Origin of the sequence: Kordiimonas lacus, from assembly GCF_001550055.1 — a bacterium.
GTDB classification, from domain to species: domain Bacteria; phylum Pseudomonadota; class Alphaproteobacteria; order Sphingomonadales; family Kordiimonadaceae; genus Kordiimonas; species Kordiimonas lacus.
Genome location: NZ_LRUA01000003.1, coordinates 114680 through 138732 on the forward strand (window position 1 = coordinate 114680; position 24053 = coordinate 138732).

Here is a 24053-nt window from a genome sequence, read left to right on the forward strand (position 1 = left end):
AAAATCCCCTTCTGTGCGCATCATGCAGTCTTGGCTTTCACCACATCGTCGAGCTGGCCGCTCGCAAAAGCCAGAAGAATCAGAGCGGAAAGTTTAGCCCTTTCCGCGAAACTGTCCACGCAAACAAATTCGTCCGCGCTGTGGATGTTCGCGCCGCGCACACCCAGTGTATCCACATTCGGCAGGCCCGCAGCCGCCAGGTTGTTGCCCTCACAGCAGCCGCCGGTGGGCACATAATCGATCTTGATACCCAAATCCACGCCGCAGGCCTTGATGGCATCCATCAGCTTCAAGTTGGCGTCAGAGAGCGCCTTGGGCGGGCGGTTGATGCCGCCGTGCAACGACACGTCATAGCCATCCTCAGCAGCGTAGCGCGCGACAATCGTGTTCACTTCGGCCTCGAACCACTTGGCGTCCTCGGGTTCCTTCAGGCGCACATTGAAGCGGCACCAGGCCATGTCCGGCACCACATTTGGCGCCACTCCGCCGCTGATCACGGCCGGGTTTACCGTCAGTTCCGGGCGACCGTCCGTGAGTGCGGAAAGGTCCGCGATGATCTTCGACAGATGCACCACGGCGTTGCGCCCCACGTGAAATTCACGGCCCGCGTGCGCTGCCTTGCCGCGCACCACCATGGTGAAGTTGCCGCTGCCTTTACGCGCACCTGCCAGCGTGCCGTCCGCCAGCGCGGGCTCATAGGTCAGGCCGATATCCGCGGTTTTGGCACGTTCAGCGAGGATGGGGGCTGACGCGAGCGAGCCGGTCTCTTCGTCCGGCGACAGCAGGATTTCCCAACCGACGCTTTCCGCCAGCGGCGTTTCCTCGAACGCCTTCAGAGCGTTCAAAATCACGATAATGCCGCCCTTCATGTCCGCCACACCGGGACCGTTGAGCGTGTTATCGTCCAGCCACACAGGTTCCTGGAACGGGTGGTCCTTGGCGAAGACCGTATCCGTGTGGCCAGTCATCAGCACCTTGCGGTTGGCCTGCGGGCGCTTGAAGAGGCGGATGGTGCGACCGTTTTTCACGGTGACCACTTCGCCCTTGGCGTTCACCGCTTCACCGTCCTTGAGGTCGATCAGCTCCACCTCCGCACCCAGCGGCGCGAAAGCTTCCAGGATCAGCGCTTCCATGGCGTCCAGCCCTTCAGGATTGCCGCTGCCACTGTTAACGCGCGACCATTTGATAACGGTGTCGACCATGTCTTGCTGGCGCGCGTCGATGCGGTCCAGGGCGGCCCTGGCTTCATCATAAGACGGCAGATTCTTCAGCAGGCTGGTCATACAGGCTCCGTTTTGGTGCGATTTTGAGGCTTTGGTATCCTTCATGGGTACGGTCAAAGCCCGGTGATCGTCAAGGGACCGAGAGGGGCAAATCCCCACTATCCTAGATTATACGGTCCCAGCTTGCCTAAACCGCAGAAATGGCGGTTCGGCTCATCGCATCCCGCGCTCAATTCATCGCATCATGCCAAAGTTCCATTACTTTTTGCGTAAAGTAAAAGTACAAAAAAACATGAGAGATATGAGGTTCACTTATATTTCACTTGTCCTTAAAGAACCGCAAAGGGCGTGGGACAAGAAAAAAAGCGAGGATGTGTTATGAAAGCTCTGATAGTTGATGGAGAGGAACTGCTCCGTCTTTCCCTTAAAGAAGTGATTTTGGTATCCAGCAATTTCCAGGAAATTGTTGAAGCCGCCAGCGAACATGAATTTCTGGCGAAAACCGCCAATCACGATGATATTGCCCTGATTATTGCCCACCCCGGTTCGCTGGGGGGTGAAGGCCGCGACTGCATGAAGCTGGTGCGCCGCCTTTATCCTGACGCCGCTGTGGTAACGATCATGGACCGTGACGGCCAGCGCACGACCGATTGCGCGGGTGCTGTGGCGGTTGAACGCGGCGCAAGCGTGGCCGAGATGGTCACCGCCATCCGCCGGGCGCTCAAACTGCCGCTGGACGGCTTTGGCGCGGTTGCGAGCCGCCCTGCAGCCCCGAATGTGCGCGCAGCCCTTGAAGGCGGCATGGACCGCCCACAAGCAAGCCATGCAGGCCGCCCAACGGTTGCGGACTCGGTGGATTTGGGCCGCCTGTCCTACCGTCAGAAACAAATTCTCGCTATGGCCGCCGATGGCCTGCCGAACAAGGAAATCGCCGCACGGCTTGATATCGCCGAAGGCACCGTGAAGGCGCACATGCATGCCATCTTCAAGGTTTTGGGTGTCTCGAACCGCACACAAGCTGTGATCCGGTACGGTGCCGTGGGCCGGGCGCCTGCACAGCCGACCGGAGCGTCCCAAAACTCCCCCAGCTGGGCCTATGCGGCCGCAAGCTGATAAAGAACCCTAAGCTGCCAAAGAAAAAGGCCCGAGCAAATTTGCCCGGGCCTTTTTTTATGGAGCTTCGTGTCTTTCGCATTCCAAAAAGCACTGATATTTGGTGAGGTCTAATTTGTCGCCAATCCAGCCTCTGTCATAAAGTGCCTCAGCAAAGATTGGGGTAACTTCAAAGCAATCAAACAGGCACTCATCGTCTACTTGATTGAATATCTCCCGAAGTTCCTTCATGTCATCCTTCAGCAAGTCAATTTCGCATTTCAGCTCATCCACCTCCTTCTCAAAGCAGGTGATATAGCGCCTAACGTGAAACTCTCCGACCTTATCAATCATGATGTCAGTAACCATATGATATCATAGGAAAAACACTCGATAGATTACAGCTTACCCGCAAGATGCTTGATCACGGCGGAGAAATCCTTGCCGCCATGGCCGGCTTCGTCCATCGCTTTATAGATTTCGCGAGAAAGCGCGCCAAGGGGCGTGCTGGCGCCGGTGTCGCCCGCGGCGTCCATGGCGATGCCCAGGTCCTTGAGCATCAGCGCTGTGGCAAAGCCAGGGTTATAGTCGTTGTTCGAAGGGGCTGTCGGCACAGGGCCTGGTGCGGGGCAGTAGCTTGTCAGGGACCAGCACTGGCCGGAAGCGTTCGAGGCCACATCGAAGAAGGTCTGGTCATCCAGCCCCAGCGCGCGGCCCAGGTTGAAGGCTTCGGAGACACCAATCATGGAGATGGCCAGCAGCATGTTGTTGCAGGCCTTGGCCGCCTGGCCGTTGCCCGCTTGGCCGCAATGAACGATCTTGCCCGCCATGGGCTCCAAGACCGGCTTGGCACGCTCAAACGCCTCGGCTGAACCGCCCACCATAAAGGCAAGTGTGCCTGCGGCAGCGCCCCCAACACCGCCGGAGACCGGCGCGTCAACCATTTCAAACCCTGCGTGATGGGCGCGGTCTGCCACCTTGCGGGCGGTTGCCACATCAATGGTCGAACTGTCGATAAACAGCGCGCCGTCCTTGGCCGCCTTGGTCACGTCCGCATACACGGCTTCAACGATCTTGGCGTTTGGCAGCATGGTGATCACCACATCCGCGCCCTCGACCGCGTCATGGACGCTGTCGAACGCCTGCCCACCGGCTTCCTGAAGGCCCGCCTTGGCATCAGCCGACAGGTCAAAGCCGCGAACGGTCATGCCGCCGGAAACCAGGTTTTTCGCCATCGGCAGGCCCATGTTCCCCAGGCCAATGAATGCAACAGTTGTCATGATAGTCCCCTCTTACTCGGCAATTTTCAGCTCAAGCTCACCAAGGCTTGAGAAATGACGGTCAATCTCTTCGTCCGACACGCGGTCGAGCGTGTTCGGGTTCCACTGCGGGTTATTGTCCTTATCGAGAAGGATGGCGCGGACGCCTTCGGCAAAGTCATTGCCTTCCATCACCCGGTTCACCATACGGTATTCCATGCGCATATTGTCGCGGAATGTCTCCAGCACCTCACCGCGGCGGAGCTGCGCGAAGGTCAGCTTCAGGCTGGTGGGTGACTTGGTCATCAGAATCTTGAACTGCTTCTGCGCCCAGTCGCTTTCATTGAGCTCCAGCTCGTGCAAAATCTCGTCAACCCGAACGCCAGCGAAAGCGCCGTCGATATCGTCGAACACTTCGGCCATCGGGGCGGGGTCCGGGTCCTTGTGGAACTTGTCCAACACCACCTGCACGCAGTCCTCGCACTTGATCTCTTCTTTCGAGAGCGCGTGCACGATCGCGTCCACGTCATCGCTCATCACCACATGGCTGGCGATGCCGAGCGCATAGAGGTCCGGCGCCTTGATCCGCGCGCCGGTGAGCGCCAGATACATGCCCGTCTCGCCCGGCAGGCGCGGCAGGAACCAGCCGCCGCCCACGTCCGGGAACAGGCCAAGGCCGGTTTCCGGCATGGCGAACAGGGTCTTTTCCGTCGCGACCCAGAAATCACCGGGGATCGAGACCCCAACGCCGCCGCCCATGGTGATGCCGTCCACCAGCGCCACGTAGGGCTTGGGGAATTCATCGATGGCGATGTTCATGAGGTACTCGTCGTGGAAGAAATCGCGCCACTCAGTGGTGCCGTCCTTGTAGGACTGGGTCACCTTCACCACGTCGCCGCCGGCGCAGAAAGCCTTGTCGCCCGCGCCCACAACCACCACCGCCTGCACGGACGGCATGATCGCCCATTCCTTCAGCTGGCGGGTGATTTCAACCGCCATATTGTGCGTCAGGCTATTGAGCGCCTTCGGGCGATTGAGCGTGATCAGGCCAATGTTGCCGCGATGTTCAAATAGTACTTCAGCGTCAGTCATGATCTAGTCCTTCAACAGCGAGCGGGAGATGACCACCCGCATGATCTCATTGGTGCCCTCGAGAATCTGGTGCACGCGCAGGTCGCGGAGGATGCGTTCGATCGGGTAATCCTGCAGATAGCCGTAGCCGCCATGCAGCTGCAGCGAGGCATTGACCACATCAAAGCCCGTGTCGGTCGCGAGGCGTTTGGCCATGGCCGCCGCAGACGCCGCGTCCGGTGTTTTGTTGGTTACCTTCTGGGCGGCGGCGTACAGCAGAAGCCGCGCGGCCTCCAGTTCCGTCGCCATGTCCGCCAGCTTGAATTGGGTGGCCTGAAAATCGGCGATGGATTTGCCGAACTGCTTGCGGTCCTTGGTGTAGGTGATGGCTTCATCCAGCGCGCGCTGGGCGCCGCCGATGGAGCAGGCGCCGATGTTCAACCGACCGCCATCAAGGCCCTGCATGGCAATCTTGAAGCCCTGGCCCTCGCTGCCCACAAGGTTCGCGGCCGGGATACGGCAGTCATCAAACATCACGGCGGCGGTTGGTTGGCTGTGCCAGCCCAGTTTCTTTTCCTGCGCGCCGAACGACAGGCCCGGTGTGTCTTTCTCAACAATGAAGCAGCTGATACCCTTCGCGCCGTCGTCCGACGTGCGCGCCATCACAACGTAAACATCGCTGGTGCCGCCGCCCGAAATGAAGGCCTTGGAACCATTGAGCACATAGTCGTCGCCGTCCCTGACAGCCTTGGTTTTAAGGCTTGCGGCATCAGACCCTGCGCCCGGTTCGGTGAGGCAGTAGCTTGCCATCTTCTCGAGTGTCGACAGCTCGCCCACAAAGCGCGCGCGCTGCTCGTCGTTGCCGAAGCAGTCGATCATCCAGGTCGCCATATTGTGGATGGAGATCATCGCGGCGGTCGACGGACAGCCCATGGAGAGCTGTTCGAAAATCAGCACGCTTTCCACCCGGCTGAGGCCACAGCCCCCGCCTTCTTCGGATACATAAATACTGCCGAAGCCAAGCTCGCCAGCGGCCTTCGCGACATCCGCCGGCCACACCTTGTCTTCGTCCCACTTGTGGGCTTCAGGCGTGATCATGTCAGCGGTGAAATTACGGGCCATATCCTGAATGGCGCGTTGATCTTCATTAAGTGAAAAGTCCAAGACTACCCCCTTGGGTTTATCTCATTGGAGGCACGCCCGGTGCCCCATACGCCAGCCCGAGACTATCGGGATACTCGAATTGCCTGCCCCTATGCCCCAATTTGCCCAAGGAGCGGGGTGAAGGCACCGGGCAGCGCCGTGGCGCCACCCGGAAAACTCCGTCAGACTTTAGTCCAGCTTGTTGCCGTCTGCGTCCCACACCTCGACATTGCCAAGGCCCAGGTCGCGGATGCCGGCTTCGATCTCAGCCCGGTCACCCACGATCAGCCAGGTCAGCTTCTCCGGGTGAATGTTGGCCTGCGCCTGTGCCTTGATGGCATCGATGTCCAGCGCCCGATACTTCTCTGTCAGGCTTGGGACATAGTCGTTCGAGCGGCCGAAGCGATCGTTCGACAGCAGGCTGCCAAGCACGGAACCAGAGGTTTCATACTGACCTGGCAGGCTGTTCACAGCGTCTGCCACAAACACTTCCAGTTCTGCAGCCGTTGCCGGCTTGTCGCCCAGATAGGCTGCGAACTCTTTTTCAAGCTCCTGCAGGGACTCTTTCGTCTTGTCCGTTTGAACCGGCGCATACACAAGCCACATGCGCTGCCCGCGGGCATCGGTGGTGAAGGTATAGGCACCATAGGCCCAGCCCTTGTCCTCACGCAGGTTCATGTTTACACGGCTGGTGAAATCACCGCCCAGGATGTCACTTGCCATTTCCTGGGTCATGTAGGCTTCATCGCCCGTGCTTGGGAAAAGATGCCCCGCCAGAATGAGCGACTGTGGCGAACCCGGCTTGTCCATGATGATCACGCGGCCTTCGGTCGGCAGATCAACTGGCGCAACGTTTTTGGCTGGAACCGGGGTCGCTGGAGCTTCCCAAGTGCCGAATGCCTTTTCAAGTGCGCCTGTTGCTTCCTCAAGAGTGATGTCGCCCACCATGAAGATTGTCGCGTTGTCAGGCCTGATCCAGTCCGTGTGGAACTGCACCAGATCGTCCCGTGTCATGCCTTCAATGGCGGCTTCGGTACCAGAGCCGGTGTATGGAACGCTATAGCTGTGGCCAGTGCCGTAAAGAAGCGGCGGCAGCGTACGAAGTGCCAGCTGCACAGGCTGTGCCTTTTCCTGGGCAATGCTCTGGATCCAGCGCGGCTTCAGACGGTCAATCTCTTCCTGCGGGAAGGCCGGGTTGCGGACCAGATCGGAAGCGAGCGCAAGCGATGGCTCAATGTTCGCCTTGAGCATAGACATGCTGACATTCGTCATATCCAGGTTGGAACCCGTTGAAAGGGTCGCGCCAAGGCTTTCAAGCTCAGCAGCCACTTCAAGCGAATTGCGCGTCTTCGTGCCTTCGTCCAGCATCGCCAGCGCGAAACTTGCCGTGCCAAGCGGGCGACCTGCATCGGCCGCATAGCCTGCGTCAAACTGCATGGCCATGTTGACAATTGGCACCGTTGGGCGGTTTGCAACAACAACCTTCATGCCGTTTGACAGCGTTGCTTCCTGAATTTCAGGGAACTTCAGGTCAGGCATCGCACCAACTTCCGGCAGGCCTTTTGAGCGGTCAACCTGGCTCTCAGCCGTTTTGTATTTCGGATACGGACGGACCGTCAGCTGGTAATAGCCCTGACCAAGCCACCACCGGCTAGAATCTTTAACGTCTTCCATGGTTGCGTTGTTCAGGTGATCAAGCATTTTAGCATAGAAGCCCGGGTCGCCTGCATACAGCTCAGACCGCGCGAGAGCGGTTGCCTTGCCGCCAAAACCGCCGATCTGCTCAAGTCCGCGGATACGACCGGCCAGAATGCTGGTTTTCGCACGCTTCAGCTCTTCCGCCGTTGGCCCTTCCTCGAGAAACTTATCCATTTCAGCGTCGATCAGGCGCTGCACTTCGGCCTCATCAACGCCCGGCTTCAAGGTCACCTGGATTTCGAACATGGACGCAAGCTCAAACGGCTGCGCGCTAACATCCACGTTCACCGCCAGTTGATTCTGGTAGATCAGCGCCTGATAGAGGCGGGAATTCTTGCCGCCGCCAAGCACATCTGCTGCCAGCACCAGTTCGGCAAAGTCCAGGTCCGTCCGCGGCGCCACAGCCCAGTTGCGGTATACGCGAACCTGTGGGGCCTTCTGGTCAACCATTTCTTCGATGGTGTTGTTTTCGCGCGTTGGTACCCATGCCTTGTGCTGCTTCAGCGGTGGGCCGGCTTCAATGTCGCCGAAATATTTGTTCATCTTCTCTTTGGCGGTTTCGACATCAATATCGCCCGCGAGGACAATAACAGTGTTGGCCGCGCCGTAATATTCCTTGAACCAGCCCTTCACGTCATCAAGCGACGCGTTTGACAGGTCTTCCATCGACCCGATGGTTGAATGGCGGTATGGGTGGCCAACCGGGAACAAGCCTTCAAGCTGGCGGTATTCCACGAGGCCATAAGGCGCGTTGTCGCCCTGGCGCTTTTCGTTCTGCACAACGCCGATCTGGTTCTCCAGCTTCTTCTGGTCCACAGCACCCAAGAGATGGCCCATGCGGTCGGATTCCATCCACAGCGCCATATCAAGCGCCGGCGTTGGCACATTCTGGAAATAGTTGGTGCGGTCAAACCAGGTGGTGCCGTTCATCGCGGTTGCGCCAACGGCCTTGAACGGCTTGAAGAATTCGTCGTTATAGTTTTCTGACCCGTTGAACATCAGGTGCTCAAACAGGTGGGCAAAACCGGTCTTGCCTTCAGGCTCGTCCTTTGAGCCCACATGATACCACACGCTGACAGCCACAATCGGCGCCTTGCGGTCTTCATGCACGATAACGCGCAAGCCGTTATCGAGTTCAAATTTTTCAAATGGAATGTCGACCTTCAGGTCCACACTGGTGTCGACTTCTTTTGCCATGGGCTCGGAATTCGTGTTTCCTCCCCCTGGCTGACAGGCTGCAAGAGCCGTAAGCGCCACAGCGCCCAATAACAGTGATTTTATTTTCATGAGAATCATCTCCCCGCGTTCTCGTGATTGGTGGGGCTTGGCCCCGCTCCCTCGTTGCTTCGAAGGTATTGATTTACTTAGAACTTTTAACGTCCACCCCCAAAACAGACGGGCCCGGAAAACGCTCTGCTTCCGGGCCCCTGTAATTTAGCTGTTCAGCGTGGGAATTACAAATTCCGCGCCAGACCGAATGCCCGTTGGCCAACGGGAGGTCACTGTCTTTGTCTTGGTGTAGAAGCGAACACCTTCCATGCCGTGCTGGTTGATGTCACCGAAGGCGGAGTTTTTCCAGCCGCCGAACGTGTGGAACGCCAGCGGCACAGGGATCGGCACGTTCACGCCAACCATGCCCACTTCAACGCGATTCACATACTCGCGCGCCGTATCGCCGTCACGGGTGTAGATGCTTGTCCCGTTACCATATTCGTGGATGGACGGCAGGTTTGCGGCCTCGTCGAAGCTTTCCGTGCGCATGATCTGCAGTGTTGGGCCGAAGATCTCTTCCTTGTAGGTGCGCATTTCAGGCTTGACGTTGTCGAACAGGGAACCACCAAGATAATAGCCGTTCTCGAAGCCCTGCATCTTGTATTCGAAGTTCCGGCCGTCGACCACAGCAGTCGCGCCTTCCTGCTCTGCCAGGTCCAGGTAACCCCGCACTTTCGCCAGATGGTCCGCTGTCACCAGCGGGCCCATTTCAGCTTCCATATCCATGGAGTGGCCGATCTTCAGCGCTTCAACGCGTGGCTTCAGCATTTCAACGAGCTTGTCAGCCGTTGGCTTGCCAACAGGAACCGCAACGGAAATCGCCATGCAGCGCTCGCCCGCAGAACCATAAGCCGCGCCGATCAGCGCATCAGCCACTTGGTCCAGATCAGCATCAGGCATGATCAGCATGTGGTTTTTCGCACCACCCATGGCCTGGCAGCGTTTGCCGTGCGCCGTGGCGGTTGCGTAAACATACTGTGCGATCGGCGTAGAGCCCACGAAGGACACGGCCTTCACGCGTGGGTCGGTGCACACGGTGTCCACGGCTTCCTTGTCGCCGTTCACCACGTTGAACACACCGTCCGGCAGGCCGGCTTCGGCCCAACATTTCGCAAGCATCAGCGGCACAGTCGGGTCTTTTTCAGATGGCTTCAGCACATAGGTGTTGCCGCACGCGATGGCCACACAGCTCATCCACAGTGGGATCATGGCCGGGAAGTTGAACGGCGTGATGCCCGCAACAACGCCCAAAGGCTTGCGCATGGAGTACATGTCAATGCCGGTCGAGACGTTGTCGGAGAACTCGCCCTTGATCAGGTGCGGGATACCTTGCGCAAACTCGGCAACCTCAAGACCACGCTGCACATCGCCCTGCGCGTCAGAGAAAACCTTGCCGTGCTCAGACGAAAGCGCTTCAGCCAGCGCATCTTTTTCGCGGTACAGGATGTGCACCAGGTTCTGCAGCACGCGGGCACGCTTCACAACAGACGTGGCAGCCCACGCCGGGAAGGCGGCGTCCGCCGCGGCGATGGCATCCTCAACCTGGGATTTGGCAGCCAGCGAAACCTTGCCCGCCTGCTCACCCGTCGAAGGATTGAAAATTGGACCAAACCGGCCGGACGTGCCTTCTACGTCCTTGCCGCCAATAAAATGATGACGCTCATACATGCGTAAGTCTCCAAAAATGATACACGCGGCCGCCGTCCGGGAAATCGGACATTCATAGGTCGTGGGCCGCGACTCCGCCCCAAAATCGCTCGCACCCTACAATATGCAATATTGCACGTCACTGAGAAGTTTTGCATTATAGTTTGTGCAAATATGCACAAGACATAAAGGTGCTTCAAAATGTTCGACTGGAACGACATGCGTTACTTCCTGGAGCTGGCGCGCCGCGGCAAGCTGGCCGCTGCCGCGCTCAGGCTGGGCGTGGACCACACGACGGTCTCAAGGCGCATTGCCGCGCTTGAGAAAGAGCTGGGCGTCGAGCTGTTCGACCGGGAGAACCGCGCTTACAAACTGAATTCAGATGGCCGCCGCCTGATGGCTTATGCAGAAAAGATGGAGGCCAGCTCGCTTGCGCTGATGGATGAGGTCGCCCCCGTGGCCAGTGGGCCGCAGGGCACCGTGCGGCTGTCGACCCCAGAAGCCTTCGGCAGCCAGTTTCTGGTGCGCCACTGCATGGGTTTCCGCCAACGTAATCCCGGCATCACGCTCGAGTTGGTGGCCGAAACCCGGTCCCTGAACCTATCCCGCCGCGAAGCCGATGCCGCCATCACGCTGGCGCGCCCCAGCCACGGCCGGATCGTCAGCGAAAAGGCGGGGGTTTACCGCCTGCGCCTCTATGCAGCGCCCAGTTATTTGCAGCAGCATCCGCCCATCGTCAGCCTGCCGGACCTGAAGCACCACCATTTCATCTGGTATGTGGATGACCTGCTGCCCCTGCCTGAACTGCAGATGCTGGACAAGGCCATCAGTGACCCGAATGTGATTTTCCGTACCACAAGCGTGACCGGGCAGGCCAACGCCGCCGAAGCGGGCCTTGGCATCGCGCTGCTGCCCTGCTATCTGGCTGACCGCATCAAGGGCCTGACGCCGGTGCTGCCAAGCGAGATTTCGGTGCTGCGGGACCTCTGGCTGGTGGTGCACGACGACCTCCGGCCCGAGGCGCACATGGACCGGGTCTGCACGTTTTTGACCACGCTGATTGCATCCGAGAGACGCACCCTATTGGGGGCGCGCTAGTCGATGGATGTAATGATACCGATGCCAATCACTGCATAGAGCATATAGATTGAGACAGCCACTAAAGTGAGCACACGCTCTCTGGCAGGGAAACGTTCGAGGTGGGTTCTTAAAATTTCATAGAGCCCTTTTAGAAGATACCCGACATAGGAAAGCGCCAGAACACCGCTAAAGGTAACACCATAAAGAAACGCGAACTCATCCATCCCATTTTGCGAGAGTTCGTCAAGAAACAGTATGAAAACACCAAGCCCGATGGCAGGCACAATCCAGATCATGAATATCTTTATCATGTTGTAGGTAACAACAAGATATTTGCCTCGACGCGACGCACTGGTGATTTTTGCTTTGGTGTTGATCGTACCGGATATCCACAAAGATGAAATCAGCCATGAGGTCAGCCCAAGCGGCACCCCCCAAATAGTGCTGAACACTAGTGTCTCATCCAGTATCGCCAGGGTTTCACGAGATTGATCTGGCCAGATTTGCTGAGCGAACTGAATGCCAAGTATCATGAACATCATCAGAACAGCAAACATGGATGCCAGCTTCAGCACCCGCTCCGGCTGAAGGAACCAAGGCACATTATACATGGCCTGGCGGCGAAACTCTGACACAATAGGAATGTTGCGCAGGTTTAACCGCTCTGCGTAATCCTCAAACTCTGTTCCCGCCAACAGGTCAAAGATCAGGGTGCGTATCTTCCGCGCCCAGAGGGAATTCGGGATAAGCAACGGAAACAGGGAGGCTTTATCGGATGCCCGCGCGACCTGGCGGTCAGCAGGAAACGCTGCCAGCAGCTTAGACTGGTTACCCAGTCGCGGCCTGAAATATCTATCGTGCATGGTCTCCAGCACCCTGAAGTTACTGTCTTCAGGAATTCTGTTGAACACAATGTGCGTGCGCTGCGGCGGCTTTCCTTCAACATATTCCAACTGCCGGACAAAATTGAAAGTGCCATGGAGCGAGGCCTTGTCTGTATCCGTTACCAGAATGGAGAAGTCTGCGAGCCCGTTGGCTGCAAAGGACGTATTGTCAGGCCCGCCATGGCAATCAAGCACAATCACTTCAATGCCGAATTCCTTGGCCAACGTACCAAACATGTTGCTGAGGCTTTCCTCCAACGTTGCAATGGAGTTTGACACAAAAGCCATCGTTTGCGTTTCAGTGAGATCGGGATATCGCAGGAAGTAGATATTCTCTGCTTCGGTGGCATCCTCCTGTGCCTGAACCAGTTGCCACTGTTCGGGTACCCCTTCTTCGGCCATGAATGCAGGGCCATCAATCCAACGGACATGTCGCCCTTTCGGCAACAAACCGGTCATGCCCCGATTGAAAAAATCAAGGTCAACAATCAATGTTTTGAAGCTTCTCGCGAAATCACAAGCCAGCCCCAACGATATCCGGGTTTTCCCAACGCCCCCCTTGCCGCTGGCCACAGAAACAATCAGCGGTGCTTTCTGCGCGTTGTCCTTTTGCTGGCCCGGGCTATTGGCTTCTTCGCTCATGCAGCGCCCCCCTCTTGGCCTTCCCCCGCCTGGTCTGGATCCACATGGCCTGCGTCGGCTTGACCCCCGCCAGGCGCCTGCGCCTGCTGAACAGCATTTGCGCGCCGTAGGCGTTGGCGCTGGTCTTCTTCAGCCGCTGCCACGAAATTATTGACGCTATGCTCATCGGTTTTACTGCGCATCACTGCAATTGTGCCGCTAGCGCGCATATGCATCATCACAATCATCAGAACAAAGGCCAGAATGGAAACGAAGAGCATCACGACATGGTTGCCTTCGATATTGTCACCCAACGACACCGATATTGCGGTGATGCTGACAAACGCTATCAACGCGACGGCTCCGGCAAGAAACAGATATGGATCTCGGATAATTTCCGCCATCAATGTGGCGATATGCTTCCAGAAGCCATCTTGGTTGGGATCGGCCCCCCCAGCGGGCACGGCAATCCCTGCCCCTTCTGCCTGAAACAAGGGTTGATTATTTGGTGGATTTGAATCGTTGCCTGCCATCAAGCCCCCACAGCGCAAACAGACCGTAGCAGACGCTACCGGTCCACATCGCGCGCCCCCAGCACAACCCCCGGAGATCACTTATAAACCAGGAATAGTAGCCTGTCCAGCCAGCCCCCAGAACCAGGCGCATCGCGAAAACCCCTGACGGTTATTCTGCGGCTTTGGTAACCATCCGGTCTTTCGGGAACTTCAGGCAGATATTGGTGCCAACGCCCTTCTGGCTTTCGATGAAAATATCCCCGCCATGCAATTGGATGAAGGTACGCACAAGCGACAAGCCAAGGCCCGTACCTTCGTGGGACCGCGTCAACACGCTTTCAATCTGACCGAAAGGCTCCAGCGCTGTGGAGATTTCTTCCTGGCTCATACCTTCGCCGGTATCATTCACGATAATGGCGTAGCTGTTGTCAGGCAGAACAATGCAGCCGGCAGTAATGGTGCCGCCTGCGGGTGTGAACTTGATAGCGTTCGACAAAAGGTTCAGCATCATCTGCTTGACGATCCGTCGGTCCGCCCAGATGTGAAGTTCTCTGGCTACTTCTGGAATTAGCTGCAGGCCTTTTTCCCGGGCATTGAACTCGACAATCGGCAGGCATTCATCCACCAGTTCGCCGAGGCAGAATTCTTCCTCGTCCAGTTCAAGCTTGCCAGCTTCCACTTTTGCGAGGTCTAAAATATCGCTGATGATATCAAGGAGAAGCTTGCCGCTGCGGTTAATCAAGTGGCTGTATTCCTGGTAGCGCTCTTCCCCCAGTCGTCCAAAAATCTGGAGGTTCATCACTTCGGAAAACCCGATGATGGCATTCAGCGGCGTTCTGAGCTCGTGGCTCATCTTGGCCAGAAATTCGGTCTTGGCGCGATTGGCGCGCTCTGCATCTTCAACAGCGCGCTGCAATTCCTGTGTACGCTGCAGCAGATCGGCTTCCGCCTTCTTGCGGCGCCGCACCTCTTCTTCCCAGAGCAAAGAGATCTTGAACCAGCGCGACAGGCCAAGCGCCATCAGGAAGATACCCGGCACATAGCCAAAAGCCGCAACCATCAGGTTCCAGGTATCCTTGCCGGCCATGGCATCCATGAGCGGCTTGAGAGTGGTTTCCTCAAGGTAATCGACAAGCGCTGCAATACTGAGGATGGAAGAACCAAGCAGGATCATCTTCAGGCCACGGTCAAGGCCCTTGAGCCGCCTGACTTTGGCAAGCAACATCAGGGGCACCATGGTGATGCCCAGGAAAATCAGAAGATCAGCGTGCACTATTCCCACTCATGCCCCCCAACGGCAAGGAATAGCCCTCTCGGGCACTGTTTCGCCCCACAGTCCAGACTGCCATCGGCAACCTGCCTATTCCGGGACACCATCTCGAAAAGCCAATAAGGCCTTCTATCTGTTAATAGATCGCCGGGGTGCGTTCGGCAACTATTACCTTCAAGCCCCTTTCCTGCCAGGCCACAATATTCCATCCCAATGTTACCAAAGGGCGACAGCACTTGCGGGCATGCTTTCAATTGATTAGGCGGGCCCAAGGCGATAAAGATAGCGGGCAATCCGGCAAAAGGCAGTTGGGGGAAACACATGCGGCGCGCCTTTAAAATACACATGTGGCCTGTCTGGGTGCTTGCGCTTGCAACCCAGGGCAAGTCGTTCAAGGCGAACCCCGTGATTGGATCGCGGATTCTGAATACACTTGGCCTTCATATGCTGCGGGTGTTGCTGGCGCGCGTGGCTGCCCACCTGCGCTGGCTGATGCTGGCTCACAAGATGCCGCGCGAGCTGCGCCGCGCGTTCCAGCGCGACGGCTTCTGCGTAGTGCCGGATTTCCTGGACATGGACACGCTTGACGCACTCCGGGCTGAAATCAAGGGCTACAGCGGCGAAGTACGGCAAATGACCCAGGGCAACACTGCCACCCAGCGCATTTTGCTGGATGATGACGCACTCAATGGCCGCCCTGCCCTTGCCGCTGTTTCCGGGAACAAGCGCTTTCTGGACCTGCTGGCGTATGGCGGCGCCACGGCGATCCGCCCGATCCTCTATATTCAGCGCATCAGGAACGGCTTCCGTAGCGGCAAGGCCGACCCACAGAAGACCATGCATTCAGATACCTTCCACCCCACCATGAAGGCCTGGCTGTTCCTGGAGGATGTAAAGACCGAAGACGGGCCTTTCACCTATGTGCGCGGGTCAAACCGGCTGACGTGGAAACGATTCAAATGGGAATACCAGCGGTCCCGCGTGGCTGCACACATCGCGGACGGTTATTCCGAAAAAGGCTCTTTTCGGGCAGGTCCCGAGGACCTGGAAGCCATGGGCTTGCCCGCACCTGAAGGGCTGACCGCCAAGGCAGGCACGCTGGTGATCGCCAACACCAACGGATTCCACGGTCGTGGCCAGGCCAAGGATGGCGCCAGCCGGATTGAACTATGGGCCTACAGCCGCCACAACCCGTTCTCTATCCTACCCGGCCTGGGACTGAAGGCACGCTTGCGGATCGAGCACGCCATCCTGCACCGCTTCTGGTGCCACAAAGACAAGGTCGCCGAAGCCAAAAACAGCCGTGCCAGCTGGCACTTGATTGACGCTCAGGACATGCTGGACTAAGACCCGCCACAGTTGAACATACAAGTTTCAAAAAAAGGCCTGAATTCTGTTTAGAAATCAGGTATCTGCCGTTATGCTTCACGCAAACGGGCATCAGGGGGATGTTTTTCTATGCCACATAAAGACCTAGCTGTCCTTGTTCTGGCCGCAGGTAAAGGAACCCGCATGAAGTCGGATCTGCACAAGGTGCTGCATCCGGTGGGTGGGCGCCCCATGCTGCATCATTTGCTTGCAACAGTGGGTGACCTGGAGCCCAGCCGGACAATTCTGGTGGTGGGCGCCGGGCGCGAGCAAGTCGAAGCGGCTGTGAAAGGCTGCGAGATCGTTACGCAAGTGGAACAACAAGGCACCGGCCACGCGGTGATGGTCGCACGCGATGCACTGGAAGGCCACTCTGGTGACGTGCTGGTGCTTTATGGCGACGTACCCTTTGTGCCGCTGGATGTGATGACTGCCATGATTGAAGCCCGCACGCGCGACGCCAACACAGGGCTTGTGGTGCTGGGGTTCACACCCGCAGATGCTGGCCAATATGGCCGCTTGGTGCTGGATGACGGCGGCACGCTGGAGCGTATCGTCGAATATAAGGACGCCAGCGAGGAAGAACGTGCCATCACGCTTTGCAATAGCGGCATGATGCTGATTGACGGCAGCGCCCTGTTTGGCTGGCTGGACCAATTGTCGAACAAGAATGCTGCGGGCGAATATTATCTGACAGACCTTGTGGCCGTGGCGCGCAAGGCGGGCCGCACCATCGCAGTGGTCGAGGCGGACGAAGAAGACGTGCTGGGCGTCAACAGCCGGGCTGACCTGGCGCTGGCCGAAGTCTGCTTCCAGGATGCGAAACGCGAGGAAGCCATGGCCGCCGGGGTAACCCTGATTGATCCGGAGACCACCTACTTCAGTTTTGATACCGTTCTCGGCCAGGACGTCACCGTTGAACCCGGCGTGTTCTTTGGCCCCGGCGTGACGGTTGAAGACGGCGTCACCATCAAAGCATACAGCCACCTTGAAGGCGCGACCGTACGCAAAGGCGCAACCGTTGGACCGTTCGCGCGCCTCCGCCCCGCTGCCGACATCGGCGAAGGCGCCAAGATCGGCAACTTTGTGGAAGTCAAGAAAGCCACGCTGGACAAGGGCGTAAAGGTGAGCCACCTGAGCTATATCGGCGATGCGACGATCGGCGCAGACGCCAATATTGGCGCAGGCACCATCACCTGCAATTATGATGGCTTCCTGAAATTTCAGACCACCATTGGCGCGGGGGCGTTCATTGGCTCCAACACCGCACTGGTTGCGCCAGTAAGCATTGGTGATGGCGCCATGGTGGGCGCTGGCAGCGTGATCACCAAAGACGTAGACGCCGATGCCCTTGCCGTTGGGCGCGGCAAACAGATGGGCAAGGCGGGCTTTGCCGCCAGGTTCCGCGAAGAACAGGCCGCTAAGAAAGCGGCAAGCAAGAACAAGAAGGGATCCTGAGACTATGTGTGGCATTGTTGGAATTTTGGGGGCCACCCCCGCTGTCCCACGCATTCTTGAAAGTCTGGCCCGGCTTGAGTACCGTGGCTATGACAGTGCGGGCATCGCCACAGTTGAGGGCGGCACGCTCGACCGCCGCCGCGCGCCCGGGAAGCTGAGTGAGCTTCGGGCCGTCATCGACGCCCATCCGCTTTCAGGCAACAACGGCATAGGCCACACTCGCTGGGCCACCCACGGCGAACCCACCGAAGCCAATGCGCACCCGCACATGACCGGCCGTGTGGCGATTGTCCACAACGGCATTATTGAGAACTTCAGGCCGCTCAAGGAAGAGCTGCTGACCAAAGGCGTGACGTTTGAAGGTGAGACTGACACCGAGGTTGTGGCCCGCCTGCTGACGGCCTACCTGGATGAAGGCATGCCCCCCCGCGCCGCTTTCCAGAAAACCCTCAGCCGCCTTGTTGGCGCTTTCGCCCTGTGCGTGCTGATAAAGGGCGAAGACGACCTGATGTTCGGCGCCCGCGAAGGCAGCCCACTGGTGGTTGGTTTTGGCGACGGCGAAAATTATCTGGGCTCTGACGCCATGGCGCTCGCCAGCCTGTCGAACAAGCTGATTTACCTCGAGGAAGGCGACTGGGCGGAACTGACCCACACAAGCGTGCAGGTGTTTGATGCTGACGGCACACCGGTTGACCGCCTGACCACCATCAGCCAGGTGGCTGCTACCATGGTGGACAAGGGCAACCACCGCCACTTCATGCAGAAAGAGATTTTCGAGCAGCCAACCGTGGTCGCCCAGGCGCTCGGACGCTATCTGGACCCCGTGGCTGGCAAGGTGCGCCTGCCAGAGATGCCTTTTGAGCTGGCAACTGTCCCGAAAGTGACCCTCGTGGCCTGCGGCACCAGTTATTATGCGGCCCTTGTGGCGCGCTACTGGATCGAAAAGCTCGCCCGCGTGCCGGTTGAAGTGGATATCGCCAGCGAGTTCCGCTACCGCGAGCCGGTTTATATGGACGGCGGGCTGGCCATCTTCATATCCCAGTCGGGCGAAACGGCAGACACGCTGGCGGCGCTGAGGCACGCCAAGGCGGCCGGCCAGCGCGTGGCAACCATCGTCAATGTGATGGGGTCGACCATGGCGCGGGAAGCGGATGTGGTTCTGCCGATCCACGCTGGCGCCGAAATCGGCGTGGCCAGCACCAAAGCCTTCACCTGCCAACTCAGCGTTCTGGCAGCGCTTGCGGTTGACCTTGCTGCCGCAAAAGGCCAGATCGACGCCGCGCAGGAAGCCGCCTTCGTTGAAGAACTGGAAACCGCACCAAAGCTGATGGCCCGTGTGTTGGCGCATGACGACGCGATACAGGAAATCGCCCGCGCGATTGCCCCTGCCCGCGATGTATTGTTCGTGGGCCGAGGCATCCATTTCCCTATCGCCATGGAAGGTGCACTGAAGCTGAAGGAAATCAGCTATATCCACGCCGAAGGCTATGCCGCGGGCGAGCTGAAGCATGGCCCGATCGCGCTGATTGACGAAAATGTGCCGGTGATCGGCATCGCGCCCAACGACGAGCTGATCGACAAGACAGTGTCGAACCTGCAGGAAATCATGGCGCGACAGGGCAAAGTGATCCTGCTGTCCGACAATGCGGAAAGCGAAGCTGAAGGCATGTTCGCCCGGCTTGAGATGCCGTCCGCGGGCGAACTGGTTACACCGATCCTTTATGCCATTCCGGTTCAACTGCTGGCTTACTATGCCGCCGTTGAAAAGGGCACGGACGTGGACCAGCCACGCAACCTGGCCAAGTCCGTTACGGTGGAATAATGACGGACCTCAAGGACGCCAGCGGTGTAATCGGACAATAAAGTATCATACCGAACAATAAAGTATCACACTCGACAATAAAGTATCATACTACGGCCTGATCAGGGGAGTATGATGCGATGTCATCTTTCGGTGGATTAACGGCAAAACAAATCGAAACGCGCCTGAAGGAAGGTCGAGGGCAAGGTAGTCTGCAGGACTACAAACCCTTCTTGACCGTACGCGATGTGTCCTCTCTGGGTCGATCGCATCGTGTTTTCGGGTTCAAAACACAACGCATCCATCACTTACTTTCTGATCTCGAACTCGCCGTATTCCTGACCCTCGATTGGTCGAAGGCAACAACTGACATCAGGGAGCAGTTCCCCCTAAACACCGATGAAACAGTACGCATCGCTGAGGAAGCCGGCATACGTCACGCAGCCTTCAAAGGCGTCAACCAAGTCATGACATCAGACTTCCTTGTAGATACAGTTGAAACTGACCGTCCCCAATTGGCACTCCAAATAAAATACACAAAGGATCTAGAGGACAAACGTACAATCGAAAAGCTTGAGCTGGAACGACGATATTGGCTTTCAAAGGGCATACCCTGGTTCATTGTCACTGAAAACGATATCAGTCGGGATGCCGCCAAGAATATCGAATGGTTCAGTCCCATACTGAATGACAACGTCGAGCTTGATGAACTACATCGCTTCTGCTCGCTCTATGAAGATTACATCCACGCATTGCCCGAAGAACGACTGGTTACTATCGCGCCAAAGATTGATCTGGATGAAGGATTAGAACCCGGGGAGGCCCTCTATTGGTTGAGACACTTGCTTGGTCGCAGATACTTCCTTTTCGATATCAATACACCATACCAATCACTGGCAGCCAGCGACATAACACAAAATCATTCCATCTCGACGATGGAGGCTTTCGATGCTGCAAGTTAACCAGATCATAGATATTGAAGGTACCCAGCACCGTGTTCTCTGGTCTTCACCACAAGCCACATACCTTATCGACATCAACGACCCTAAGGCCTTTCCTACTCTTCACGATAATCCCGAACGCCTTTTGCGCCAGATAGCTGCGGAGGACGCCGAGGTAACAACTGACCCCTATCTGGCTTTGACTATGGCTGTAGTTGAATCTGGTTCAAGGGCGGAGGAAATCAGAAACCGCGGATGGGGGATCATCTCGGAAATTGCCAATGATGCGGCTGTTCTAAGCCCGAAATCAAGAGGGGCGCTGATCTCTCAAACAGTGGAAAAGCATAAAACAACCAAACAAACCGTTTACCGCCTCCTTAGGCGATACTGGCAGCGCGGGATGACAAAGAATGCCTTGCTCCCCGACTATCATAAATCAGGCGCAGCAGGGAAAAAGCGAACGCAGCGGCAAAAGCTGGGCCGCCCACGCGTCAATCTGGCAGGTGTTGGCTGTGTCGTGACCCCAGATGTAGAGCGCCTTTTTAGAATTGCGATTGAAGAAGCATTTCTGAATAAAAAAGGCAGAACGCTGAAGAAAGCCTATCTCAAGCTCCTCACACTCTACAAAAAGAGCTTTGGTCCGGTGCCATCCGAAGAGGCCCCTACCTACCGACAATTAGGACATTTCTATCGCAGAGAATACAAACCGGTAGAGGCAATCATCAAACGAACTCCGAAGCCAATTTACGATAAGGATATTCGACCACTTCATAGCACCTCGGCAGCAGAAACGCTAGGACCAGGCTCAAGGTTCCAAATCGACGCAACGATTGCCGATGTCTATCTTGTATCGGCAGCCAATCGGAAACGCATTGTCGGGCGCCCTGTTGTGTACGTCATTATTGATGTTTTCAGTCGTCTAGTTGTTGGGATTTATATTGGTTTCGAGGGACCATCCTATGCTAGCGCCATGCAGGCTCTAGCGAATGCGGCCGAAAACAAGGTCGAATACTGCAAGCGCTTTGATATTGAAATTGAAAATGCGCAGTGGCCATCCATCGGCATCCCAGACGCGATCCTTGCGGACCGGGGCGAATTACTCGGACACCAAGTTGAAGCCCTAGTGTCTCAATTCAATGTTCGCATCGAAAACGCTTCGGCCTACCGCGGTGACGCAAAAGGAATCGTTGAACGCTATTTCAGAACCATCCAAGAACAATTCAAGCCGTATGTTGAAGGCGTCGTAACTGGAACAAAGGTCAAGAAGCGCGGAGGTAAGGACTACCGCCTTGATGCCACCCTATCAATTGAGGATTTCACCAGAATGATCCTTCATTCAGTTCTGTGGCATAATCAAAATAGGGTTCTAGAAGAGTATGACCGGGACATCGATATGCCAGATGATCTGCCGTCCATTCCAATCGAACTCTGGAATTGGGGCTTGGCCAACAAGACCGGGCGACTGAGGAGCTTCCCTCACGAGACCATTGAGCTCAGCCTATTACCCAGGAAACGCGCAACCATCTCCAATCTAGGCATCAAGCTGTTTGGCATATTTTACACTTGCAAAGAGGCTGTGGCTGCCGGCTGGTTCCACCGGATCGAAACCGGGCGCCCAAGTAGCATAACAGTTTCCTATGACCCGAGACGCGCTGACCAAGTCTATTTCTTGCCTAACGGTAATCCAACAAACTATTGGGTCTGTGACCTGTCGGATCGTAGCCGACGGTATCGAGACATGAGCTTTTGGGAGGTCTGGCGAAAGCAGAGAGCTGAACGAAAAACACAGGCCAAAGCAAAAGCGGACGCCAACATGAGCGAAGCTGATCTTGACGCAACGATTGAACAAATCGCACGCGAAGCAGAGGCCAAGAAGCCAAAAGCCATTGGTGAATCCAAGGCTGCCCGAGTTCGGCACATCGGTGAAAACAGAGAAGCCGAGAAAGAAAAGGAGCGTTCAACAACTGCTTTTGCCCCTAAGAAACAAGCCAAGCCCACTAAAGGCGAAGTTGTGCCGTTCCGGACGGACCAGGCTTCCGGGGACTACCGTTTCCCTGATATGGTGGAGACCTTATTTGGGGAGGACGCGGATGACGAATAGGAACATGGGAAATATCGTCAATGCCGTTTACGGCGACCCAGGCCTCGAAGAATACCGGAACAATCCACTCATTTCCGCTCTACCTCCAATTTTAGAGCCACAGGACTTGCGCGAAACGTTGGAAAAATTTCCGGTCATTCACGATGAGGAAAAGACACTTCCAAACTCGATCCGCGTGCATGCAGTAGCCCGCCTTCTGCATGATTTTTTCCAGCCGCTATCTGTCCACGTTGCGCTCGAAAGCAAAATATCCCTGTTGATGCGCGTGGGCTATAAGGGCAGGAATCCAAACACTGGCGACTATTATGAGCACCTCCAGAACGGTTATGAACGACTGATCCAAGGTGACTTAGGCGCATTTACTTTTCAGTCGGCGGCCTCCACAGCACAAAGCCTTGCTTTTATCGGATGTTCAGGATGCGGCAAAAGCACAGCCTTAGAGGTCATACAAAGAACATATCCTAAGGCGATCTTTCATCAGGATTACAACATCACTCAGATTCCCTATCTGAAACTTGACTGCCCGCATGATGGCACGCTCAAAAGCCTTTGTTTCAGCTTTTTCAGGGAAATCGATGGAATACTCGGCACCGACTACGCCAATCGGTATGGAAACAAAAGGCTTAGCATTGACGTCATGCTAGCCCGGATGGCGCAAGTTGCCAGCTTGCATGCGATCGGAGTACTGATCATAGATGAGCTACAGCATCTCAAGATTGCCAAGTCTGGCGGCATTGAGAAGATGCTGAACTTTGTAGTCACAATGGTCAATACAATCGGGGTACCTGTCATCATGGTGGGCACACCTTGGGCCAGAAGATTTTTTGAGAATGACCTCCGCTCAGCCAGGAGAGCTGCTGGTTTCGGCAGCCTGCTTTGGGACCGGATGCCTAACGACAGACAGTGGCGCGCCTTCGTCAAGCGCCTATGGCGTTTTCAATGGTTGCGACAGATACCGCATAAGGCTTCCGACATTAGTGATCAACTCTATGACCTCTCACAGGGTGTGGTTGATATCGTTGTAAAACTGTTCGCGCTTGCACAGCACAGAGCCATTATGACCGGTGCAGAACAAATTACCCCTGCCTTGCTCAAGCAAGTTTATGATGACGAATTGATCCCCGTGCATCCGATGTTAGATGCATTGCGAAGCGGTAAGCCTGAGCTGATCCTCAAATACGGCGACCTCAGAATGCCCGATGTGACGGCCAAAATTCTTACGGTCAGCCAAGACATTAACATTTTTGCCTCGCGGAAACCAACTACACCAGATTCCGACAACGATACGAATTCCAAGTTGGTAAATGTATTGTGTGCCATGGGAATGGAACATGATATCGCCGTACCTTTGGCAGATGAAGTTCTGACAGATGAACCAGACCTGCCGATACATACACTTGTTCATTTAGCCACGAGCCGAATGTTGGAAGCGGACAAGCCCCAAAAGGGCAAGTCAAAAAAATATACATCGGAACGAGATTGGCCGACATTACCGGCTGATGACCTGCGGCATATCCACTCGACCAAGGCTAACAACAGCTTTTATGAGTGCGCAGAAATGGCGGGCTTTACGCTAAACCTGAAAGAAGGATTACTGAGGAGCGCATAA

General features: G+C 56.5%; 18 protein-coding genes. 8 read left to right on the forward strand and 10 right to left on the reverse strand.

The genetic code is table 11. The features are described from left to right. Positions 1–20: 20 nt before the first annotated feature. A complete protein-coding gene (locus KORLAC_RS04080; RefSeq protein ID WP_068303497.1) occupies positions 21–1283 on the reverse strand; it encodes a hydrolase in 1263 nt (420 codons plus the stop codon). A gap of 318 nt (positions 1284–1601) precedes the next feature. Between KORLAC_RS04080 and KORLAC_RS04085 the strand changes: the two genes are divergently transcribed. Further along, positions 1602–2336, forward strand: a complete 735-nt coding sequence (locus tag KORLAC_RS04085) for a response regulator transcription factor (RefSeq protein ID WP_068303500.1) — start codon at positions 1602–1604, stop codon at positions 2334–2336. A 57-nt stretch (positions 2337–2393) separates the two neighbouring features. Here KORLAC_RS04085 and KORLAC_RS04090 read toward each other — a convergent pair whose 3' ends face one another. The 6 genes from KORLAC_RS04090 to KORLAC_RS04115 all read right to left on the reverse strand — a co-directional run bounded on the left by KORLAC_RS04090 (position 2394) and on the right by KORLAC_RS04115 (position 10426). After that, the gene (locus KORLAC_RS04090) at positions 2394–2684 is read right to left on the reverse strand and encodes a DUF7683 domain-containing protein (protein WP_068303503.1); all 291 of its coding nucleotides are present in this window, start codon (positions 2682–2684) and stop codon (positions 2394–2396) included. 29 nt (positions 2685–2713) lie between these two features. Beyond that, positions 2714–3595, reverse strand: a complete 882-nt coding sequence (gene mmsB, locus KORLAC_RS04095; RefSeq protein ID WP_068303506.1) for a 3-hydroxyisobutyrate dehydrogenase — start codon at positions 3593–3595, stop codon at positions 2714–2716. Between the two features lie 12 nt (positions 3596–3607). Further along, entirely contained in the window at positions 3608–4666 is a 1059-nt protein-coding gene (locus KORLAC_RS04100) for an enoyl-CoA hydratase/isomerase family protein (RefSeq protein WP_068303508.1), read from the reverse strand. 3 nt (positions 4667–4669) lie between these two features. Beyond that, positions 4670–5809 (reverse strand): acyl-CoA dehydrogenase family protein, encoded by a 1140-nt coding sequence (locus tag KORLAC_RS04105; protein WP_074519549.1) that lies wholly within the window; start codon positions 5807–5809, stop codon positions 4670–4672. 168 nt (positions 5810–5977) lie between these two features. Beyond that, the gene (locus KORLAC_RS04110) at positions 5978–8782 is read right to left on the reverse strand and encodes a M16 family metallopeptidase (RefSeq protein WP_068303510.1); all 2805 of its coding nucleotides are present in this window, start codon (positions 8780–8782) and stop codon (positions 5978–5980) included. A gap of 138 nt (positions 8783–8920) precedes the next feature. Next, positions 8921–10426 carry a CoA-acylating methylmalonate-semialdehyde dehydrogenase gene (locus KORLAC_RS04115; protein WP_068303518.1) on the reverse strand — a complete coding sequence of 502 codons (1506 nt, stop codon included), beginning with the start codon at positions 10424–10426 and terminating at the stop codon, positions 8921–8923. 180 nt (positions 10427–10606) lie between these two features. On the opposite strand from KORLAC_RS04115, the gene KORLAC_RS04120 reads away from it, so the two are divergent. Then, a complete protein-coding gene (locus KORLAC_RS04120; protein WP_068303521.1) occupies positions 10607–11503 on the forward strand; it encodes a LysR family transcriptional regulator in 897 nt (298 codons plus the stop codon). Here KORLAC_RS04120 and KORLAC_RS04125 read toward each other — a convergent pair. The 3 genes from KORLAC_RS04125 to KORLAC_RS04135 all read right to left on the reverse strand — a co-directional run bounded on the left by KORLAC_RS04125 (position 11500) and on the right by KORLAC_RS04135 (position 14787). Further along, positions 11500–13011 (reverse strand): nucleotide-binding protein, encoded by a 1512-nt coding sequence (locus tag KORLAC_RS04125; RefSeq protein WP_068303522.1) that lies wholly within the window; start codon positions 13009–13011, stop codon positions 11500–11502. The genes KORLAC_RS04120 and KORLAC_RS04125 overlap by 4 nt on opposite strands. Then, entirely contained in the window at positions 13008–13523 is a 516-nt protein-coding gene (locus KORLAC_RS04130) for a hypothetical protein (protein WP_068303523.1), read from the reverse strand. Before KORLAC_RS04130 ends, KORLAC_RS04125 begins: the two co-directional genes overlap by 4 nt. A 151-nt stretch (positions 13524–13674) precedes the next feature. Next, the gene (locus KORLAC_RS04135; RefSeq protein ID WP_139167691.1) at positions 13675–14787 is read right to left on the reverse strand and encodes a sensor histidine kinase; all 1113 of its coding nucleotides are present in this window, start codon (positions 14785–14787) and stop codon (positions 13675–13677) included. 309 nt (positions 14788–15096) lie between these two features. Between KORLAC_RS04135 and KORLAC_RS04145 the strand changes: the two genes are divergently transcribed. The 6 genes from KORLAC_RS04145 to KORLAC_RS04170 all read left to right on the forward strand — a co-directional run bounded on the left by KORLAC_RS04145 (position 15097) and on the right by KORLAC_RS04170 (position 24053). Beyond that, positions 15097–16122, forward strand: a complete 1026-nt coding sequence (locus tag KORLAC_RS04145; protein WP_068303532.1) for a phytanoyl-CoA dioxygenase family protein — start codon at positions 15097–15099, stop codon at positions 16120–16122. Between the two features lie 111 nt (positions 16123–16233). Beyond that, positions 16234–17601, forward strand: a complete 1368-nt coding sequence (glmU, locus tag KORLAC_RS04150; protein ID WP_068303534.1) for a bifunctional UDP-N-acetylglucosamine diphosphorylase/glucosamine-1-phosphate N-acetyltransferase GlmU — start codon at positions 16234–16236, stop codon at positions 17599–17601. Positions 17602–17605: 4 nt separating this feature from the next. Beyond that, the gene (glmS, locus tag KORLAC_RS04155; protein ID WP_068303540.1) at positions 17606–19423 is read left to right on the forward strand and encodes a glutamine--fructose-6-phosphate transaminase (isomerizing); all 1818 of its coding nucleotides are present in this window, start codon (positions 17606–17608) and stop codon (positions 19421–19423) included. A 119-nt stretch (positions 19424–19542) separates the two neighbouring features. Further along, positions 19543–20364, forward strand: a complete 822-nt coding sequence (locus KORLAC_RS04160; RefSeq protein WP_068303543.1) for a heteromeric transposase endonuclease subunit TnsA — start codon at positions 19543–19545, stop codon at positions 20362–20364. Continuing rightward, entirely contained in the window at positions 20351–22444 is a 2094-nt protein-coding gene (locus tag KORLAC_RS04165; protein WP_074519550.1) for a Mu transposase C-terminal domain-containing protein, read from the forward strand. Before KORLAC_RS04160 ends, KORLAC_RS04165 begins: the two co-directional genes overlap by 14 nt. Continuing rightward, a complete protein-coding gene (locus tag KORLAC_RS04170) occupies positions 22434–24053 on the forward strand; it encodes an ATP-binding protein (RefSeq protein WP_068303547.1) in 1620 nt (539 codons plus the stop codon). The genes KORLAC_RS04165 and KORLAC_RS04170 overlap by 11 nt, the downstream gene beginning before the upstream one ends.